The organism is Dyadobacter sp. HNCC25DJ185 (assembly GCF_056895195.1).
On sequence record NZ_JBXHAR010000006.1, the window covers coordinates 80,282 to 98,881 of the forward strand.

General features: G+C 46.7%; 13 protein-coding genes. 5 read left to right on the forward strand and 8 right to left on the reverse strand.

Features of this window, described 5'->3' with window-relative positions:
- Positions 1 to 4 precede the first annotated feature (4 nt).
- The 5 genes from AC1XUF_RS17840 (at position 5) to pdeM (ending at position 6,358) form a co-directional block, all read left to right on the forward strand.
- Positions 5 to 1,147, forward strand: a complete 1,143-nt coding sequence (locus AC1XUF_RS17840; protein WP_483343183.1) for a ligase-associated DNA damage response exonuclease — start codon at positions 5 to 7, stop codon at positions 1,145 to 1,147.
- Positions 1,144 to 2,742 carry an ATP-dependent DNA ligase gene (locus AC1XUF_RS17845; protein WP_483343184.1) on the forward strand — a complete coding sequence of 533 codons (1,599 nt, stop codon included), beginning with the start codon at positions 1,144 to 1,146 and terminating at the stop codon, positions 2,740 to 2,742. The genes AC1XUF_RS17840 and AC1XUF_RS17845 overlap by 4 nt, the downstream gene beginning before the upstream one ends.
- Before the next feature lie 132 nt (positions 2,743 to 2,874).
- A complete protein-coding gene (locus tag AC1XUF_RS17850; protein ID WP_483343185.1) occupies positions 2,875 to 3,126 on the forward strand; it encodes a hypothetical protein in 252 nt (83 codons plus the stop codon).
- 138 nt (positions 3,127 to 3,264) lie between these two features.
- Positions 3,265 to 5,727 carry a ligase-associated DNA damage response DEXH box helicase gene (locus tag AC1XUF_RS17855; protein WP_483343186.1) on the forward strand — a complete coding sequence of 821 codons (2,463 nt, stop codon included), beginning with the start codon at positions 3,265 to 3,267 and terminating at the stop codon, positions 5,725 to 5,727.
- Entirely contained in the window at positions 5,717 to 6,358 is a 642-nt protein-coding gene (gene pdeM, locus AC1XUF_RS17860; protein ID WP_483343187.1) for a ligase-associated DNA damage response endonuclease PdeM, read from the forward strand. Before AC1XUF_RS17855 ends, pdeM begins: the two co-directional genes overlap by 11 nt.
- Positions 6,359 to 6,644: 286 nt before the next feature.
- On the opposite strand, the gene AC1XUF_RS17865 is transcribed toward pdeM, so the two are convergent.
- The 8 genes from AC1XUF_RS17865 to AC1XUF_RS17900 all read right to left on the reverse strand — a co-directional run bounded on the left by AC1XUF_RS17865 (position 6,645) and on the right by AC1XUF_RS17900 (position 18,510).
- Positions 6,645 to 7,565: an alpha/beta hydrolase gene (locus AC1XUF_RS17865; protein WP_483343188.1), complete on the reverse strand. Its 921-nt coding sequence runs from the start codon at positions 7,563 to 7,565 to the stop codon at positions 6,645 to 6,647.
- A gap of 96 nt (positions 7,566 to 7,661) precedes the next feature.
- Complete coding sequence (locus AC1XUF_RS17870) at positions 7,662 to 9,665, reverse strand: PAS domain-containing hybrid sensor histidine kinase/response regulator (protein ID WP_483343189.1); 2,004 nt, start codon at positions 9,663 to 9,665, stop codon at positions 7,662 to 7,664.
- A 29-nt stretch (positions 9,666 to 9,694) separates the two neighbouring features.
- Positions 9,695 to 10,126 (reverse strand): response regulator, encoded by a 432-nt coding sequence (locus AC1XUF_RS17875; protein WP_483343190.1) that lies wholly within the window; start codon positions 10,124 to 10,126, stop codon positions 9,695 to 9,697.
- Between the two features lie 18 nt (positions 10,127 to 10,144).
- Positions 10,145 to 11,497 carry a sensor histidine kinase gene (locus tag AC1XUF_RS17880; protein WP_483343191.1) on the reverse strand — a complete coding sequence of 451 codons (1,353 nt, stop codon included), beginning with the start codon at positions 11,495 to 11,497 and terminating at the stop codon, positions 10,145 to 10,147.
- Between the two features lie 2 nt (positions 11,498 to 11,499).
- The gene (locus tag AC1XUF_RS17885) at positions 11,500 to 12,624 is read right to left on the reverse strand and encodes an FIST signal transduction protein (RefSeq protein ID WP_483343192.1); all 1,125 of its coding nucleotides are present in this window, start codon (positions 12,622 to 12,624) and stop codon (positions 11,500 to 11,502) included.
- Positions 12,625 to 12,936: 312 nt separating this feature from the next.
- Positions 12,937 to 15,138 carry a phosphocholine-specific phospholipase C gene (locus AC1XUF_RS17890; RefSeq protein WP_483343193.1) on the reverse strand — a complete coding sequence of 734 codons (2,202 nt, stop codon included), beginning with the start codon at positions 15,136 to 15,138 and terminating at the stop codon, positions 12,937 to 12,939.
- A 10-nt stretch (positions 15,139 to 15,148) separates the two neighbouring features.
- Complete coding sequence (locus tag AC1XUF_RS17895; RefSeq protein WP_483343194.1) at positions 15,149 to 17,059, reverse strand: tetratricopeptide repeat-containing sensor histidine kinase; 1,911 nt, start codon at positions 17,057 to 17,059, stop codon at positions 15,149 to 15,151.
- Between the two features lie 158 nt (positions 17,060 to 17,217).
- Positions 17,218 to 18,510, reverse strand: coding sequence for a hypothetical protein (locus AC1XUF_RS17900; protein WP_483343195.1), 1,293 nt, complete (start codon positions 18,508 to 18,510; stop codon positions 17,218 to 17,220).
- Between the last annotated feature and the right edge of the window lie 90 nt (positions 18,511 to 18,600).

The following is an 18,600-nucleotide window of genomic DNA, read 5'->3' on the forward strand; positions in this document are numbered from 1 at the left end:
TTTTATGCCAGCACAGCCTCTTTTACAATTTACCGGCAAAAGTGTATACTGCACCGTTGCCGATGCGCATATCGATCCATGGATCCCTGTGGACAAGGCGATCATTACGCATGCACACAGCGATCATGCGCGCTGGGGAAGCAAGCATTATCTGGCACACAAGGATAGCGAGTCCATTTTACGACTGAGGCTGGGTCAGGATATTTTCCTGCAGACCGTCGAGTACGGCGAAAAATTCGTCATCAATGGCGTTACTTTTTCACTGCATCCCGCCGGACATATTATTGGGTCGGCGCAGGTCAGGGTGGAATACAAAGGGGAAGTATGGGTGGCTAGCGGCGATTACAAGCTGGAAGACGATCATTTCGCAACACCTTTCGAGCCGGTGAAATGCAATGTATTTATTACCGAGTCGACTTTTGGGCTGCCCATTTACAAGTGGCAGCCTCAGCAGGAAGTTTTTTCGGAAATAGATCACTGGTGGGCGCAGAATAAAGCTGAGGGCAAAGCCAGCGTGCTGATGGGTTATTCTTTGGGCAAGATGCAACGCATCCTGAAAAATATCCAGTTGCAGAATGAGACCATTTATGCCCACGGAGCAATTTACACATTGAATGAAAGATTAAGGCTGGCAGGCTTTGATTTGCCGGAACTGACATTAGTAACCCGCGAAACCGACCGAAAATTGTTCAAAGGTTCACTGGTTCTGGCGCCGCCTTCCGTCGATAGCAGCACCTGGATCAGGAAATTCAATCCCTATTCGCTCGGCTATTGTTCAGGCTGGATGGCATTGCGCGGAGCGAAAAACCGCCGGGCTGTTGATCAGGGATTTGTGCTGAGCGATCATGTGGACTGGCCCGATCTGAATAGAGCGGTTAAAGAAACGGAAGCCGAAAAAGTGTATGTTACCCACGGCTACACCAGCATCTTTTCGAGATGGCTCAATGAGAATGGTATCGAGGCGGGCGAGGTGAATACCATGTACGGAAATGAAGATGAAAGCGAAGAAGAGGAAGTCGTGCAGGATGCTGTTGCAGGGCAGGAGGCCTATCAAAATCATCAAAAATCGCTGGAAGACAGCAAAACTGACAACCAAGAAAATTCAACTGAAAAGTCCCTGTTGGGGACAGGAGATGCAGAGGTATGAGACAATTCGCAGCACTTTTCATGAACCTGGACCGGACCAACAAAACCAATGCAAAGGTTGAGTTGCTCAAACAATATTTTTTGTCCGCTTCCGACGAAGATAAACTCTGGGCGCTGACCCTTTTCACCGGCCGACGCCCCTCTTTCAAGGTAAACCGCACGATGGTTAAAGAATGGGCTGCACAAGAGGCGGCAATCCCCATGTGGCTTTTTCAGGAAAGTTACCAGAGCGTGGGCGATCTGGGAGAAACGATTTCCCTGGTTTTGCCAAGAAACCAAACGCTTTCTTCAGACAAATCACTCGCCGAATGGTTTTTTTACCTCGGATTACTTCCCGGGATGACCGACGAAGAAAAACACGATCATATTGTGAAGGCCTGGATGCAGTTATCTCAACATGAGACATTCGTTTTTAACAAGTTGCTGATGGGCAGTTTCCGCATCGGTGTTTCCCAAACTTTGGTTGTCAGAGCATTGGCGGAAGCTACCGAAACGGATTCCAATGTGATCGCGCACCGTGTGATGGGGCAATGGGACCCTCTGGAAACTACTTTTGAAAAACTCATCCTCGATAAGGGAGCAAATGATCATGCGTCACGGCCGTACCCGTTTTTTTTGGCTTACCCGATTGAAGGCGATGTTTCGGACTTGGGAGAACCCGATGATTGGTTTGCCGAATGGAAATGGGATGGAATCCGTTCGCAGATCATTTACCGAAACAACGAGCTGTTTATCTGGACACGCGGCGAAGAACTATCGACCGAGAAGTTTCCTGAATTGCATTTTCTAAGTGAAGCACTGCCGGACGGTACAGTCCTCGATGGGGAAATTGTAAGTTATACGGACAATAAGCCCATGCCGTTCAATATTTTACAAACCCGAATTGGCCGGAAAAATCTTTCCAAAAAAGTCCTGGAAGAGGCACCTGTCGCATTTCTGGCTTATGATATTCTGGAAGCCAACGGAGTGGATATCCGGGGCCTCACGCAGGAACAGCGCCGCGCAGAGCTGGAGTTGGTCCATCAGAAAGTGCCCGATCAGTATGTGTTCAATCTTTCGCCGCTCATCGATTTCAAAGAATGGCCGGTGCTGCATGAACTGCACGCACTTTCGAGGCAAAATATCGCAGAGGGTTTCATGATCAAAAGGAAGGGCAGTACCTACCAGGTGGGCCGGAAGAAAGGCGATTGGTGGAAATGGAAAATCAACCCACTGAGTGTGGACGCGGTACTGATATATGCTCAAAAAGGCTCGGGCCGGAGAGCCGAACTTTTTACGGATTACACTTTTGCAGTTTGGGGAGAAGACCGAAAACTGGTTCCTTTTGCAAAAGCCTATTCAGGGCTTACTGACGTTGAGATTGGTCAGGTCGATTATTTTATCAAGAGAAACATACTCGAAAAATTTGGCCCGGTCAGAACAGTAAAGCCTGAGCTGGTTTTTGAAATCGGCTTTGAAGGGATCAATGAATCTTCGCGGCATAAATCGGGCATCGCCGTCCGATTTCCCCGGATTTTGAGGTGGAGAAAGGACAAAAAAGCAGAGGAAGCAGATACATTGGAGGCGCTCAAAGGAATTCTCCACATGTACCGCTGAATCCAGAGAATCTCCTCCTTCACCAGCTTAAAAATGGATCGGCGACTTACCTTTAAATAAATAATACTACCCGATTACTGTTTAATTTTTCCCGTTTGCTCATTTATAGGTAATTTCTGAAAAAACACTCCTATGCACGGCTACACATTTATTCGTGAGGTTGCGAAGTTCAAGATTGACAGCTACATGCCTCATTTGGGTTGGATTGGCCTAAATCCCATAAAAATATATACCAAAAGCGGCTCCCGATACTTTTATCTTCACGATGAGCGTCATGATAAGCTTTACGAATTTGAGGCACTGGAACCCAGAGAACTAAAGAGTTCAGACGAACATGAGAAAGTTATCCAGGCGTATTTCGCAACCTACCCGGGGAATGTCTGAGCGTGCCTGATAACCCTGTGGTAATTTTAGTTTATCCAAATCAAAAATATGACTGAATAGGGATAGTTCTTATGGAATAATTTTTTAGTTTCCGGTAGTCAGCGTATTTCCAAGATCACATTTACTTTAAGTACCAACTTGACCAAATCCCCCGGACATACCATCGTTGAAAAATGGTTTAAGGCAAAAAAATGGAAATGGGCAGCATTTCAGCAGGAAGCGGCAGAGGCTTATCTGAACGGAAAAAGCGGGTTGGTGAATGCGCCCACCGGCAGCGGGAAGACCTACTCACTCTGGATCCCGATCCTGATAAAGCATATCAATGAAAAAGCAGATAAAGATTTAAGGCCGAAAAGAGGGTTGCAGGTCCTCTGGATCACGCCTTTACGTGCACTCTCCAAAGATTTGTTCCGAAATATGGAAACAGCAGCTTTGGAAATGAATCTTACCTGGCGCGTTGGGATCAGGACAGGCGATACCAATACCAAGGATAAAAACGATCAGAAAAAGCAGATGCCCGACGCGCTGATTATCACTCCCGAAAGTTTGCACATCCTTTTTGCCCAGAAAAACAGCTCTGAAACTTTCAAAAACCTGCATACGGTTGTCGTGGATGAGTGGCATGAACTGATGGGGAGCAAGCGCGGAACGCAAACTGAACTTGCATTGGCAAGGTTGAGAAGTATCAGGCCAGGTTTGCAAACCTGGGGTATCTCGGCTACTATCGGAAATCTGGAAGAGGCGAAACACACGCTGCTGGGAATGAAATTTCCAACTGGCGATTCTGTAATTATCAAGGCGAATACCGATAAAAGGATATTGGTCGAAAGCATTATTCCGGAAAAGGTACAAACATTGCCCTGGTCGGGATATATGGGTACCAGGCTGGTGGACCAGGTTGTGGAGGTGGTAAATAAGAGTAAAACAACGCTACTTTTTACAAATACCCGCTCGGGAACGGAGATATGGTACCGAACGATCATTGATAAATATCCCGAGTTCGCCGGCATCATGGCATTGCATCACGCTTCTCTGGACCGGGAAATCCGCGATTGGGTGGAGGAGGCTTTACACGACGAAAGGTTGAAACTTGTGATCTGCACGGCAAGTCTTGACCTGGGTGTAGATTTCAGGCCGGTAGATACAGTGATACAAGTGGGAAGCCCCAAAAGTATTGCACGGTTTATTCAGCGGGCGGGCCGTAGCGGCCACAGGCCGGGTGTGGACAGTAAAATCTATTTTTGTCCAACCAATGCCCTGGAATTGATTGAAGCCGTTTCGCTTCGGGAAGGAGTTGCTAAAAATATCCTGGAAGACCGTCCGCCGGTCGCGCATGCATTTGACGTGCTGGCTCAATGGATGATGACTCTGGCAGTAGGCGAAGGTTTTGACGAAGCGCAATTGTTTGAGGAGGTTTGCGACGCTTATGGTTATCAATACCTGGACCGTCTGGAATGGGAATGGCTCTTGGGATATATTACAACCGGAAGCTCGTCCTTGCTGGTCTACGATGAGTATAAAAAAGTGGAGCGCATTGAAGGGTTGTACAAGGTGACCAGTCGGCGCGTTGCGCTCCGTCACAGGCTGAGTATGGGAACGATTGTTTCTGAAACAGGTATCAAAGTCAAACTGCAGTCCGGAAAATACCTCGGGACGGTAGAAGAATCTTTTGTAACCTGGATGAAGCCCGGCGACGTCTTCACCTTTGCCGGCATGACCGTCGAGTTTGTCAGGATACACGAAATGACTGTTACTGTTAAAAAAGCGGAAGGTAAAAAGGGTTACCTGGTACGCTGGGCGGGGGGACGGATGCCCTTGTCCTCACAACTATCCGCATTCATCCGAGAGCGACTGGCAGATGCCATTGAAAATCCGCACAAGGAGCTTGAACTGGCTAAAATGCAACCCTTATTGGAACTGCAACGCGACCGTTCGATGATCCCGAAAACGGACGAACTGCTGATCGAGCAATGTGAAACGCGGGAAGGCCATCATATTTTCATTTTCCCGTTTGAAGGTCGTTTGGTACATGAAGGAATGTCGATCATTCTCGCTTATAGGATCAGCAAGCTGACGCCCATTACATTTTCGGTAGCGATGAACGATTATGGCTTTGAGTTGCTGAGCGACCAATATGTTGATTTTGAAAAAATGATGCATGAAATCGACGTTTTTTCAACCAAACATCTGGTCGATGATATTTATCAAAGTGTGAATGCCACTGAAATGGCGAAGCGGAAATTCAGGGAAATCGCTGCCATTTCAGGATTGATGTTCCAGGGGTACCCCGGAAAAAATATGAAGACACGGCAATTACAGGCTTCGAGCTCGTTGCTTTTTAACGTGGTAAGCAAGTATGAAGACAACAATCTGCTGGTAAAGCAAGCTTACCAGGAAGTTCTGACCTATCAATTGGAGGAAGTAAGGATGCGACAGGCGCTGGACAGGATCGCAAATCAGAAAATTATTGTTAAGCAAACCAGTAAACCAACGCCTTTTTCGTTCCCGATTATGGTGGACCGGCTGCGGGAGCAGTTAACTTCGGAAAAGCTGGATGACCGGATCCAGAAAATGATCAAACAGTACAGTAATGCAGATTGAAATCAGAGGGAACCATTTTATTTTACTCACTCAAAGGGCCATTTTCTGGGAAGAGACGCAAACATTATTGATCGGGGACCTGCATTTGGGGAAGATCACTCATTTTAGAAAAGAGGGGATCGCAGTACCGCCCAACGCAATAGAAAACAATTTCAAAAGGCTCAACGAACTCGTCCAAAATACCGGCGCAACCCGTATTATTTTCCTGGGCGACCTATTTCACGCCCAATACAATGCGGAGTGGGAGCTTTTCAAAAACTGGCGGGCGGGGCATCACGACATGGAAATGCTGATCGTGATGGGGAACCATGATATTTTGCCGGTAAGCCTTTTCCTGGAAGCTGATCTTGAAGTCCATCTGAATGATTTCGAGGAAGGTGATTTTATATTCACGCACCATCCCAAAGTTGAAGCGATTTTAAACAAATTCGTCTTCGCGGGCCACGTACACCCGGTTTTTACAACTTACGGAAGGGGTCGCCAGAGCGTGCGGCTGCCTTGTTTTGTGATTGACCATCACCAGGCGATTGTGCCGAGTTTCGGGGTTTTTACAGGAGGCTATCCAATGGATTTAGTGAAGAACAGGAAGATTTACATTACGACCGAGACGAAGGTTTTTTCGGTTTGCTAGCAAGCTGAACGTAGTCTCCCGACTACGTTCGAGCGGCAACCAGTCTCCTTGACCCGGCAAAAGCACAATGCAGCCGGTTATTGCGATCGCCCTCAGCTTCTTATCCAGCACTTAGACGTTTGCCGTTTTTGGATATAGCTCCCTGGCTATGTCCGAATCTTCCTTGTTGTCATTGAACAGGCCCTTTTCATCAATATAGTCTTCGAGAAAATCATTTAAAGTTAAACCTTGATTTCTCGATTTAAAATACATCATTTACTTTCCAACCGACTCACAACTGCTGACCTCACTTCCCAGCCGCCGCAGCATCCCTCCCGCCCTCCGGCATCCGCTTCTTGCCATCCACTTTTTTCATCCACTCCAAAATCTCCCTGTACCTTCCATTCCACGGGTTAAAAAACTGTGTGATCATGGGAACATGCTTCTTATTTTCCTGAATGTGATAGGGCGTTCCCGGCGCGTATTCCCGTAATGCTTTGATAAACTTTTCATTGCTGCTCATGATGGAAGGATAGCTTCTTCCGCCACGATAAATGATCATGGGCGGCATATTTTTGTGTAAATGATACAGCGGCGTTGCCTCTTTCCAAACCGCAGGATTGGTGGTAAAAGTGTTGAGATAAGTATTGCCCGCCGGAAATTTTTCTTCCGTTAAATAGCCATACATATCCAGTCCTGCGGCGTCGATCAGGATTGTTCCCGCAATCGGGTTTTCTATTGCCAGGTTTCCGAAATATTGGTTGTCAATGGAAACCAATGCTGCCAAATGGCCGCCAGCAGAATGTCCGGACAGAAATATACGCTCTGGGTTTCCTCCGTATCGCGCAATGTTATCTTTCACCCATTTTACCGATTTCGCTACGGATTCAGCCATTTCGCCAAATTGGGCCAAAGGACTGAGTGGATAGTCGATGATTACATAAACTACCCCCCGCTTCGCCCAGTTGCTTCCGATGAAATTGTATTGTGTCTTTTTGCCGGAATTCCAGTTGCCGCCGTGGACAAAGATGATTACATCGTGTACGTCATGTTTTTCCCTCGGGGCGAAAATATTCAGCCGCTGTTCCGCGATCGATTTATCCGCAGGCTGATAGACCATATCTTTCGACCTCGAAATTCTTTTGAAAGAACATCCCGAAAGGGTAAGCAAAAATGCCCCGGCGATGATTGTTAAAATGATTAGTGTGATTCTTGCTTCGGATTTCATAAGATCATCTTTACAAGACTTACGTGCCTTTCCTGATATAAGATGATTCCAGCAAATGATTTAATTGACCGGAGCCAGTTGGCGGTGTCCGCAAGATCAGCTTGCCGTAACCGGCCCTGGTGAGTTCGTAAATGACAAATGCCGGCTGATTACACGGATCAGTTCTTCTGCTTTGAACGGTTTGGTAACAAAATCAGTGAACTTGCAACCCGCAATTTCCGGGGTGGTCTGAGCAAATGTATCAGCAGTAAAAGCGATCACCGGAATGTTTGCATAATGCGGGAAATTACTTTGGATTTTCTTCATAGCAGTAATCCCATCCATCACGGGCATCTGAATGTCCATTAAGATCAAATCAAATACACCACCCTGTTCGAGGCATGAAAGTACCTCCGTACCGTTGTTACAGATCACAAACTCCGCTTCCCATTTCCTGAGCAGGTGCCTTAGCAACACCTGATTGGCCACTATGTCTTCCGCAGCAAGGATCCGATAACCTCTTAGAGTTAAACCTGCCGGGGCGGCAGTCTTTTCCTCCCCAAAGGAAGTGCCTCCCTTTCCGAAATTCAGGATCACTGTAAATGTCGCACCCTCGCCGAGCCTGCTTTTGGCTGAAATAGAACCGTTCATCAGCTCGGTAATTTTTCTGGTAATGCTTAAACCGAGCCCGGTGCCACCAAAATATCTTGTTGCATTGTTGTTATGTGCCTGGGCAAAACTCTCAAAAACAACGTTCAGCTTGTCCTCCGAAATACCAATCCCCGAGTCTTCAACCTCAATCCGTATGTCCAGATTTGATCCGTAATCTGCATGCAGGTGAACGGAAACTTTAACGAAGCCGTCTTCCGTAAACTTAATTGCATTGCCCACGAGGTTGATCAGTATCTGGTTCAGCCGGTAAGCATCACCCATTAAAATGTGGGGCACATCATTGTCAAAATGGACCGAGAGATCAATAGATTTCTCCTTTGCTCTGACTTCGAACGTCTTAACAAGGTAATCCAGCTTTTCTTTCAGATCAAATTCAAAATTTTCAAGACCGAATTTGCCTGCTTCAATTTTAGAAAAGTCCAGAATATCATTCAGGATCACCATCAGGTTATCTGCCGAATATTTGATCATTTTTAAATATTCCTTGTCCTGCCCCGTGAAATCGCTGGTTAAAAGCAGATCCGTAAAACCAATGATACCATTCATAGGTGTCCTGATTTCGTGGCTCATGGTTGAAAGAAAATCCGACTTGATCCGAGTGGCTTCTTCTGCATCTTTTTTTGCCTGAATCAGTTCCTTCTCCGCTTTTTTCCGGCTGGTTATGTCAATGGCGGTACCCAGGACTTCCTGCACAAAGCCATTTTCATTTCTTTTGAACGGTACCTCACGGGTGATAATCCATACCTCGGAACCGTCCTTATGCCTCAGCCGGAACTCCTTTTCTACTACGTCCTCATCTTTCACCCAATTCCGCATGTAATGGTAATGCCTGCGGAAAGTGAGCTGGTCCTGGTTGTTGATGATCTGCGCAAGACCTGTTGAACTGTCCGTGATGATATCATCTTCAGAATAGCCCAGTATTTTCCAGATTTGTCTGTTATGGAAAATATTAGTCCATTTTTCAATGTCAATTACATATATAATATTGGGTGACAAAAGCGCAATTTTGTTAATAAATGCCTCTTTTTCAGCCAATTCCTGACGCGCCTCTTCCCGGCCCCTTTCTACCTGGATCATCTGGCCCATCGTGTGAAAGGCCTTTTTCAGTTTCTCTGAGGTAATTTCCGATTTTGTAAAATAATCTGTCGCCCCGGCTTTCATCATCTCCACCGCAATGCGTTCGTCGCCCTGGGAAGTCAGGACAATGACCGGCAAATTCGGGGCCATTTTCTTGATCCTTTTAAGCAACTCCAGTCCATTTGTTTTTGGAAGCTGATAATCCAGAAAAACACACCCTGGAATCCAGGAATCCAGCGTTAGTAAAGCATCCTCAGCATATTTACAGATTTTGACCTCCCCTACCTCCACCTCCGACTTTTTCAAGGACCGGATCAGATTCATAGCGTCGATATCATCATCTTCGACAAGTAGAATGGTTAGAGGCTTCATGGAGTTTTATCAGGATGGTCTTGAATGGATTATTCGGGGAATTCGCATAGCGTCCAATAGCTGTTCAATGTAGAAACCGCGGCGATAAACCGGTCCATAGAAAGCGGTTTCAAGATATATCCTGCTACATTCAGATTGAAAGCATCGATTTTGTCGCTATCCTCATTGGAGGTGGTCATTACAAAAACGGACAACGAACTTAGCTCCGGATCCTGCCTGATTTCCCTGAGAAACTCAATCCCGCCCATTCTTGGCATGTTCAGGTCAAGAAGCACGATGCGGGGCTTCGGATAATCTAACGTAGCTGAGCGAAGCACTCCCAGAGCCTCGATACCATTTGAAGCGACGATCAATGGGTTAGAGATATTATTCTTTTTGAATGCACGCTTCACATTCATCACATCTACTTCATCATCTTCTACCAACAGAATGGTCATCGGAACTGGATTAGAAAGGGACATTTTGTTTATTTATCTTAATTATTGAAATGGGTTATTTTTTAAAGAGGTTTCTGATTCTTTCATTTCATTTTTCGGCCAGGTAAAATAAAACCGAGTACCCTCAGTCATTTTAGATTCTATCCGGATTTTACCCCCCTTCTCGTCCAGGATTTTCTTCACGATGGCCAGCCCCACACCCGTGCTTTCCACCTCGTCACGGGATTGCAAAGTCTGGAAAATCACAAAAATCCTTTCATGAAACTCGGGACTGATCCCTGGCCCATTATCCCCCACATAGAACTCAAACCGCGACTCATCTTCCGTCCAGCCGATCGTAATCTCTGCTTCGGGCTTATCATTGTATTTGACCCCATTCGAAATCAGGTTCTGCAGGATTTGGGTCAACGTAATTTTTTCGGTGTCCAATACCAGGTCCGGGTTTCCTTCCAGGATAAAACGGACCGGTTTTTTACTGTTGAAAGTTTCGTACAGATCATCAACAAGCGTCTTAAACATAAATCTTTCCCTGACCGTCTTGATCCTGCCCGCCCTGGAATACGACAGGATACCGTTAATCAGGCTTTCCATTCTGTGCACACGGCCTCGCAGGAGCTTAAACTGGTCCCGCGTTTCTCCTTCCAGCATGTGGCTGATATCTTCCTCTATCCACTCCGACAGGTTATTGATTGCCCGCAGAGGAGCTTTCAGGTCATGGCTCACGACATACGCAAACTGGTCCAGTTCTGCATTAATGCGTTCCAGGTCACGCATGTAAGATTTCAATTTTTTTTCGGCGTTGATCCGCTCGGTAACATCCGAGAATGTCCCGATATACCCAATATGTTTATCGCCCGCATATTGATGGCTTAAAGAAACGCCCAACCAGATTTCCTTGCCTTTGGCCGTTTGTATCTTGATGATGGATTCAATCGTCTTCCTGTCCGAATCCATTATCTCGCTGATCTCATACGTGGAATCCGGAAAAAAATCCATCCAGTTCCGCCCCAGGCTTTCTGATATGCTGTAATCGGTAATATTTTCCCAGGCTTTATTAAGGTAGGTAATGTTACCACTTTTATCAAGCTGGACCAGGACTTCTGTAATGCTGCTGACAACTTCTTCGAGCCGCTTACTGGTCAATGCCGCCTCCTCGGTTTTTTCCTGGGCAATACGGCTGAGTTCGCGATTGGCTTTGAACAATTCGCCCGAACTCTGCTCTAGAATAAGCTCCACCCGCCCGAGATCGTCCTGAAATTCGCTATAAGCCTGATGTACCGAAAAGAGGAAATCCTGCATGGCAGGATGCCCGGCAAGCTCTGCTGGCAACGATTTTCTGATCTGTCGTTTTAAAAGTCTGTGATAATTAGTCTCTGTAATTTCGACGGCTGGCATTGTTAAAATTCTCTGAAAGTAGTGATGGTCATGGTTTGGTTATGGAGCTCGCAAAGTGCACTCCTGTTAAATGGCGCCAGTTCTCCATAGGAATAAAAGCCGGTCATAACCGGACCTGCCAACACTTCCGAGACGCATTCCACTTCTTCCTCAACCATTTGTTTGAGAACAAGCTTACGTCCGACGCAACTGACCAGCAAAGCAAATTCCGGGCTGTTCTGAAGGCCTTCCGATGCAACATGTGCCGCCTCTTCCGCTCCCACGATGAGTCGGTCATTATTGGCTTTCATCAATCGCACAAATGATCCTTCCGGGATGTCGCCGGCAAACGTGAGGCTCTTCTCTTGCTCATTGATTCCGAGAATTGTCCTAACAACAGGAGCCCTGTCTTCACTATCCCGCATACTCAAAGGAAAAAGGAGCCCGGAAGCAGGGAGGTCCTTGGCCCTCTCGCCCAGGAAAGATTTGTAGAGGTCCAATGCCGGTTGTCCGTCAATCTCAAACAGGATATTCTCCTTTGATTTGGTGACAAGTCTGTCGAGCCCGAAACTATCCCAGCCGCCGCGTGACCCAAACCCTATCGAAAGGGCTTCACCATAGAATCCGATGGCAGCCACACTTGCTGTCGCAACGGCCCCGTCCGGCTCAATAATGACTGTTTTAGAAAAAAGTGGCCCATCGCCGGCAAGCCCGCCCGTCAGCGTCACTTTGGGTCCTATCCCCTCGGTCATGCCTTTAACCAAATCTGTTCCATTCACTTTAAGCCCGTCCGAAACGACAAATATGTGCTTCAAACCTTCCTTGGGAAATTGCTCAACAAGCTGCCGGCCAGCTTCCATGCTGCTGAACTGAATTTTCTCCAATGCTATTTTAGCCCCCCGGACTTCGGTATTTTCAAACCGGATTCCTGTAACGATGATCGTGTGGTCCCAGACTGATACATTGGCGATTTCTCCGGCGGTTGAACATCCAGAAAAGATTGCTTCGGTATATGCTCCTGCCAGCTGGCTCATTATATTGCTTTTTTCAAGCAGTTCGCGGTTCCCGAAAATGAAAAATAATTGGGGATAAAAAGGAAATGAAACAACTGATAAGGGGTCTGTGTAAACGAATTGTTGAATCTGCATACAGAGGGGAGGTTTACGGCGACGTAATTCGATCAACAATTTACATAAAACTTTTGATAGACGAATTATTTACTGCTAAGCCTGTGTACAATCAGAAAATAGAATTATTGTGACATATATCGAATTTGAACAATATTTTCACAACATAATCATGACGATGCAGGAAAATATCCGGGATCTGTAAGAAGTAAGGCATTTGCCGATCCCTAAGAGAAGAACAATATCTCCAGCCAAATATGCAGCTACGCGAAGTGCAGGAAGTCATGAAAGGCTCCTCAAAAGAATGGTAGTCCAACGGGAATGATCGGGCGCCTATAAATCGAGTTCCGCTGCCATCGCAGGATCGGTGATGCCATGCTTTCCGGTTTCAACACGACCGGCAAAGCGGCGGAAATAAGTCTTGTTCCCTTTGAGCGTAACGCGGAGATCGTACCAATTGCCGCTGTCTTTCAGTGTCCAGGTCTCTTCATACTTTTCTTTTGCATTCACCGGCCCGCCAGAAGGAGGGCCGTATTGGGAGCCAATGACCAGGAGATCCGTAATGCTTTTCTCATCATGCACAATTTCCAATGAGATTACTCCTTTTTTGGGGCCATATTTAACCAAAATCTCCGGCTCCACTTTTTTCGCGTCGCCCCGAAAATGCCTGAAAAAGCCGTTTGGTCCATACACTTCCAGATCATACAAACCGGTATCGGCCAGTAAGTCCCAATTATCCGAAAGTGATTTGCCAGACTCGACCGTATAGCGTCTGGGAATCCGGTCCAGGTGTTTGATATCATAAACATGGAAAACGGCGCCCGCCTTTCCAGAGTTATCGAATTTCAAGTTCAAATTATTTCCCGTTTTATCAAGTTTGCAATGCGTATGCAATTCATAAGGCAATGCACGCGAAAACTTGGTTCCCCTTTCCTGAAAAAGAGGTGTTACAGTGGCAGGGGCAACAGCCGGGGGCAATTGCCGGGAGGCTTTCTCAATATCGTCATAATTGGCCGTGGCAGGTAACTTTGGAAAAACTGGATCATTAGGATTTACAAAATCGAAGGCTGAAGTGAGATCGCTGCTTACCGCCCTGTGCCACGGGCTAATTGCCGGAAGGTGAACCCCGAAACGCTTTTCGAGAAACTGGCCGACCGACGTATGGTCGGCCACCTGCGAGTCCACCCAGCCGCCCTTGCTCCAAGGCGAAACAATATAGAGCGGCACGCGCGGGCCCATCCCCCACGGCCGCAAATTACCTGAAATGTTATCACGCTTATCCTGGTAAATCCGCTTCCTGACCGGGCCTCCCTTTGACATACTTTCGGCGTGAAATTCATTGGGGAATTCGGAAGTGCCTTTGTCATTATTAAAATACATCCCCGCCAGATCGACTGTGGATTTTCCGGCCAATGTTCCGTCAAGATTGTAGGAAGGAACAGCCGGGGCAGGTACGTGGTCAAACAAGCCGTCGTTTTCGTCGAAAGTCAGGAAAAAAACCGTCTTGCTCCAAACTTCCGGATTGGAAGTGAGCGCCGTAAGTACCTGATGCGTAAAATCGCCGCCCCGGTTTGGACTGGAAGGTGCTCCCGGGTGCTCAGAATCGTCTTGCGGAGGCAATATCCAGCTCACCTGGGGCAGCGTATTGTCTTTCACATGTTTTGTCAAATCTTCCAATGACCAATGCTTCATGCCATTTTCATGGATCGGTGAACCGGATTTTGCATTGCGGAAACTTTCAAAAGCCAGGCAGCCGTGCATCGCACCATCCCAGTTGTTTTTGGGATCCTGGTAGATCCGCCAGCTGATACCAGCCTTTTGCAGGACATCTGGAATAGTATCCCATTTGAACGCGTTTCCGCGGTATTTATAATGTGGTTCCGGCAGGGATTCGTCGATGGTTACCCAACAGCGCAGATTTACAGGTTCCGAATCCTGATCGGTACAGTTGATACCGGCGGCCCGTTTCTCAGGATTAAAATTGGAACCCGACCAGAAAACAATACGATTGGGATCCGTCCCGGTGGCGATTGAGCAATGGTATGCGTCGGAAATCGTGAAAGATTCGGCTAGTGCGTATTGAAAAGGGATTTCCTCCCGGGTGTAGTAAGCCATTGAAAACGGCGTCTTAAACTTCGGCCAGAATCCGTATTTTCCCTGGTTCCAGGCAGCCTGGGTATCCGGAAAATCGTGCGGGGTACCGTGGATCAATGCCGCATTCATGGTTTTTTTGTCGGCCCGGTAAGGCGGAACGATCTTATTCCCATCCGACTGGCAAAATACCCTCTCACCACTCTCCAAAGGAACCGGAAACCGGTCTCCGAATCCCCGAACGCCTCTCATTGTACCGAAATAATGATCAAACGAGCGGTTTTCCTGCATCAGGATCACCACATGTTGCACATCGTTAATGGACTTTGTCGGATTATGCGCATCAACCGCCAGTGCCTTTTGGATCAGGGGCGGCAATACGTTCATGGCAGCAGCGGCCATGGCAGAAAGTTCGATGAATTTGCGGCGGTTGAGATCTTGCATTGGGATAGTGCTATCCATTGGCAGAGGCCAACGGGAATTGATTTTGGGTTTTGTTTGATGTTGAACCAGTTGGAAGCAGAACAAAAAAAGTTGTTCCTTTTTCCGGCTCGCTTTCGAACCAGATTCTGCCGTGATGGGCTTCTATAATTTGCTTTGAAATATATAATCCCAATCCGAAGGGCTGCTCACCGGCAGTACCGGTTCTTTTCGAGGTCGTAAAGGGATCAAAAATTTTAGCGGCCGCCTCTTTGGGGATTCCCAGGCCGTAATCCTTCACGGAGATCACAATCCCTTCATGGGCTTGACTGGTACCTACTTCAATCGTTGCGCCAATCGGACTGAACTTGATTGCATTGACTATCAGGTTATTGATAACGCGCAGAAGCCGGTCGCGGTCGGCAAGGATTTCGATATTGATCAGATTTTTCAAGATCAGTTGTTGATTTTTTTCACTGGCCCTTAAAGTTAATAAAGTAACGACCTGCTGGAGAAAGTGACCCATGTTGATATTTTCTTTATGCAGCTCTGATTCTTTGAAGGAAAAGTCTGTGGCAAGCAAATCTCCAATCAGTTTGATACAGCTATTGCTGGATTCATAAATAAGTTGGACAAACTCCCTACGCTCCTCAGCGGAGAGATCATCTTCCTGCAAAATGGTACTGATACCATTGATCGCGCCAATTGGGTTACGTAAGTCGTGCGCTACTATTTTGATCACTTTCGCATAATTCTGATTACTCAATTCCAAAGCCTCGGTCGTCGATTCCAATTGACGAAACTGCATTTGCAGCGCCCCATTAGTCCTTTTCGTCAACATCCAGTTTCTCCACAAGAACACAATGCTAAGGATCGTCAGAATACACACAGCGATAGCGAGCCACAAAAGACGTGCGTTGTACAACGCCTTAACCTGCTCCGATTTTAATGCCTGGTCCTTAACCGCATACTCTATGTAATCTATTCCTGAAATTCTGTCTACCTCGGCCTGTTCCTCAAAGAGCCTGACCAATTCCTGGCTGTAAATGTATGCTCTGGCGGTATCGTTTTTACTTTTATAATAATCGTAAAGCTTTTTGCGAATTACACGGGCATAGACCCGGTAGCCCTTTTCCTCCGTTATTTTCAGTGCCTGTTCGTAATATTTAATCGCAGTATCTGGCTGATTATCAATAGACAAATCGCCGAGCTGGATCATCATATCTATGCTGAAAAAGAAAAGCTCCATTTGCAGGCCTTGTGTAAGTGCCTGTTTTAGTAACCTAATCCCCTTTTCACGCTGGTTTCTGGAAATATAGTCATTGGCTTGCAGCTGCTCAATTGCAAGCTGTGTTCGTACATCCTTATATTTCAACGCAATAGCCATGGCTCTGGTTATGTTTTTTTTCCTGGCCTCTCCTTTGAAATCGTCCGGATAAAGCAGCATGTAATTGTAAATCGCGAGTGCGGTTATCGAGTCTTGGGCAATGCGATTTCCGATCGCAAGTGCCCGTCTAAAATTGCCGATTGCTTTCTGATCTTTCCCGCTGACGTTGTACACCATCGCCACGTTCATCAGGGTCTGGACAATGTTGGAAGAGTCTTTTATCGCCAAATACTGGTTGTAGGCATCGTTATAATAGCGAAGTGCGAGCTGTACGTTGCCCTTGATGTCAAACACGATACCCAGGTTATTGGTCGCGTCGGCCTGTCCTTTCCGGTAATCCAGACGGGCCGCTATGTCGCGCGCCTTCAGGGAATAGTAGAGCGTACTATCCGCATTTTGCTCGTAAAGAAGAAGGGAGATCTTGTTGAGCGCATCCACATACTGGATACTATCTCTGAGCTGCGGAAGCGTTCGTTTCAGCTTCCTGATTATTTCAATTTGCCCAAATGCACTCAGGGCCGATAGCACAAAGAGCACGCAAATCAAAGGAGCTTTCATAGTCTTTAATTTGTAAAAGTCACTCAGGCAAAAATCATAGAATAAATATTACAAATTGGCCTTTCAAATGCAAGAGAAAAATAACGGTATGGGCTATAGGAAGACTGCACATTTTTAAGCTGATCAACACTGAAATCGTGTGGTAGTTTTTGAGAAGCCTAAAAATGTGTCACCTCGCCGCCTCCTTCAAACCAAGTTCCCTTTACCGCCCCAGTTCCGTTAAACCGGTACTGAACTCCCACAACGCCGGTTGGGTCATTGGGAAATGCCAGTGAGTAGGCCTTCACGTCGTTGACAAAAATGGTCGCTTTCTTGTTAATCGTCACAATCCTCAACTTCGTCCATTGGCTCAGGTCGGCTCCGAATCTTGATAAGTCCGCCTCTTTGCTGTTTACAAACTTGCCGCAGAAAGCCAGTGATAAATCTCCTACGCAGGCTTTGGCAGACAACGGGATGATGATGATGTCGTCTTTGCATTGGATCAAAACTTCTACCAGCTGGCAGGCATTGCACCCCTGGCTGAAATCGTTCCTGACGTAGGTTTCAAAAGTAAAATTATCGCTCATGAGGCCGCCCATATCCCGCTGATTGAAGAAGCGGATTTGCGGGGCTTTGGGATGCAACGACAGATTATACCTCCTCAAAAGATCCTCATCGACCTGCACAATGCCGTTTTTAATAGTCTCTTCTTTTTTGAAATAAAGCGGCACGGGTTCATCCTCTGCCAGACTTAGCCAGCCATTGGAGGTAATCCAAAGGTCATGTGTTTTCACGACCTCATTATCCGCGATGAGTTTGGTACGAAAAAAACCGGGGTAATAGTAAATGGACGAATGCTCGTGCCGATCCTTAGGGACCAGTTTCTTTCTTCTGAAATCCCAGGTTTGTACAATGAAGACTGAATCTGATTTTGCGGCGGAGGCGTCATAGTGGAAAACAACGGAATTGGGCACACCTTCTGTGACCATTTTATCCGCCCGAAATTTGAACAACTTGCTGTCTGCAGCGACGCCTGACATGGTTTTCCCCCTGGTCGGAACAAACAAGTAGCCAATCAGGATGATGGGCACCAATAGCAATAAAAGCCAGTAATATCGGAACTTGGGCCGGGCAGTTTCCGGGACTAAAATTTCAGCTGGGATTGGTTTAAAGGTTTCAGTTGCGACTGTACTGTTATTTTCACTTTGCTTGAAACTTCGCCAATCGGCAAAGCCTGCAAATTGCGCCAATGTATTTAAGGTCGTCAGCGTCGGCACGCTGTCATATTTCAGTTTTCCCCAGATCCTTTTCAAGGTTGTTACACTCAAACGGACGCCGGTCCTGTTATCGATATCCTCGCTTAATTTCTCAAAATCGTAGTTCGTCCATTTTTCGCTACTGCCCCAGCCGAGTTTCGACTCGATCAGCGCCAGGCAGCGACTAACCGCCCATTCTTCTCCGTTTTTTGTCATGACTAGAAAAATTTACGCGTTTGTATGTTTTTGGCGCAAACTTGAACAATCAAAAATAACCCAATCGGCCGATCTTTGTACAGATGAATT

Bases quoted from the DNA above. Each gene is read 5' to 3' on its own strand.
- AC1XUF_RS17865 (WP_483343188.1), bottom strand. From the start codon at position 7,565: ATGAAATCCGAAGCAAGAATCACACTAATCATTTTAACAATCATCGCC.
- AC1XUF_RS17895 (WP_483343194.1), bottom strand. From the start codon at position 17,059: ATGAAAGCTCCTTTGATTTGCGTGCTCTTTGTGCTATCGGCCCTGAGT.
- AC1XUF_RS17840 (WP_483343183.1), top strand. From the start codon at position 5: ATGCCAGCACAGCCTCTTTTACAATTTACCGGCAAAAGTGTATACTGC.
- AC1XUF_RS17900 (WP_483343195.1), bottom strand. From the start codon at position 18,510: ATGACAAAAAACGGAGAAGAATGGGCGGTTAGTCGCTGCCTGGCGCTG.
- AC1XUF_RS17885 (WP_483343192.1), bottom strand. From the start codon at position 12,624: ATGCAGATTCAACAATTCGTTTACACAGACCCCTTATCAGTTGTTTCA.
- AC1XUF_RS17890 (WP_483343193.1), bottom strand. From the start codon at position 15,138: ATGCAAGATCTCAACCGCCGCAAATTCATCGAACTTTCTGCCATGGCC.
- AC1XUF_RS17845 (WP_483343184.1), top strand. From the start codon at position 1,144: ATGAGACAATTCGCAGCACTTTTCATGAACCTGGACCGGACCAACAAA.
- AC1XUF_RS17870 (WP_483343189.1), bottom strand. From the start codon at position 9,665: ATGAAGCCTCTAACCATTCTACTTGTCGAAGATGATGATATCGACGCT.
- AC1XUF_RS17880 (WP_483343191.1), bottom strand. From the start codon at position 11,497: ATGCCAGCCGTCGAAATTACAGAGACTAATTATCACAGACTTTTAAAA.
- pdeM (WP_483343187.1), top strand. From the start codon at position 5,717: ATGCAGATTGAAATCAGAGGGAACCATTTTATTTTACTCACTCAAAGG.
- AC1XUF_RS17850 (WP_483343185.1), top strand. From the start codon at position 2,875: ATGCACGGCTACACATTTATTCGTGAGGTTGCGAAGTTCAAGATTGAC.
- AC1XUF_RS17875 (WP_483343190.1), bottom strand. From the start codon at position 10,126: ATGTCCCTTTCTAATCCAGTTCCGATGACCATTCTGTTGGTAGAAGAT.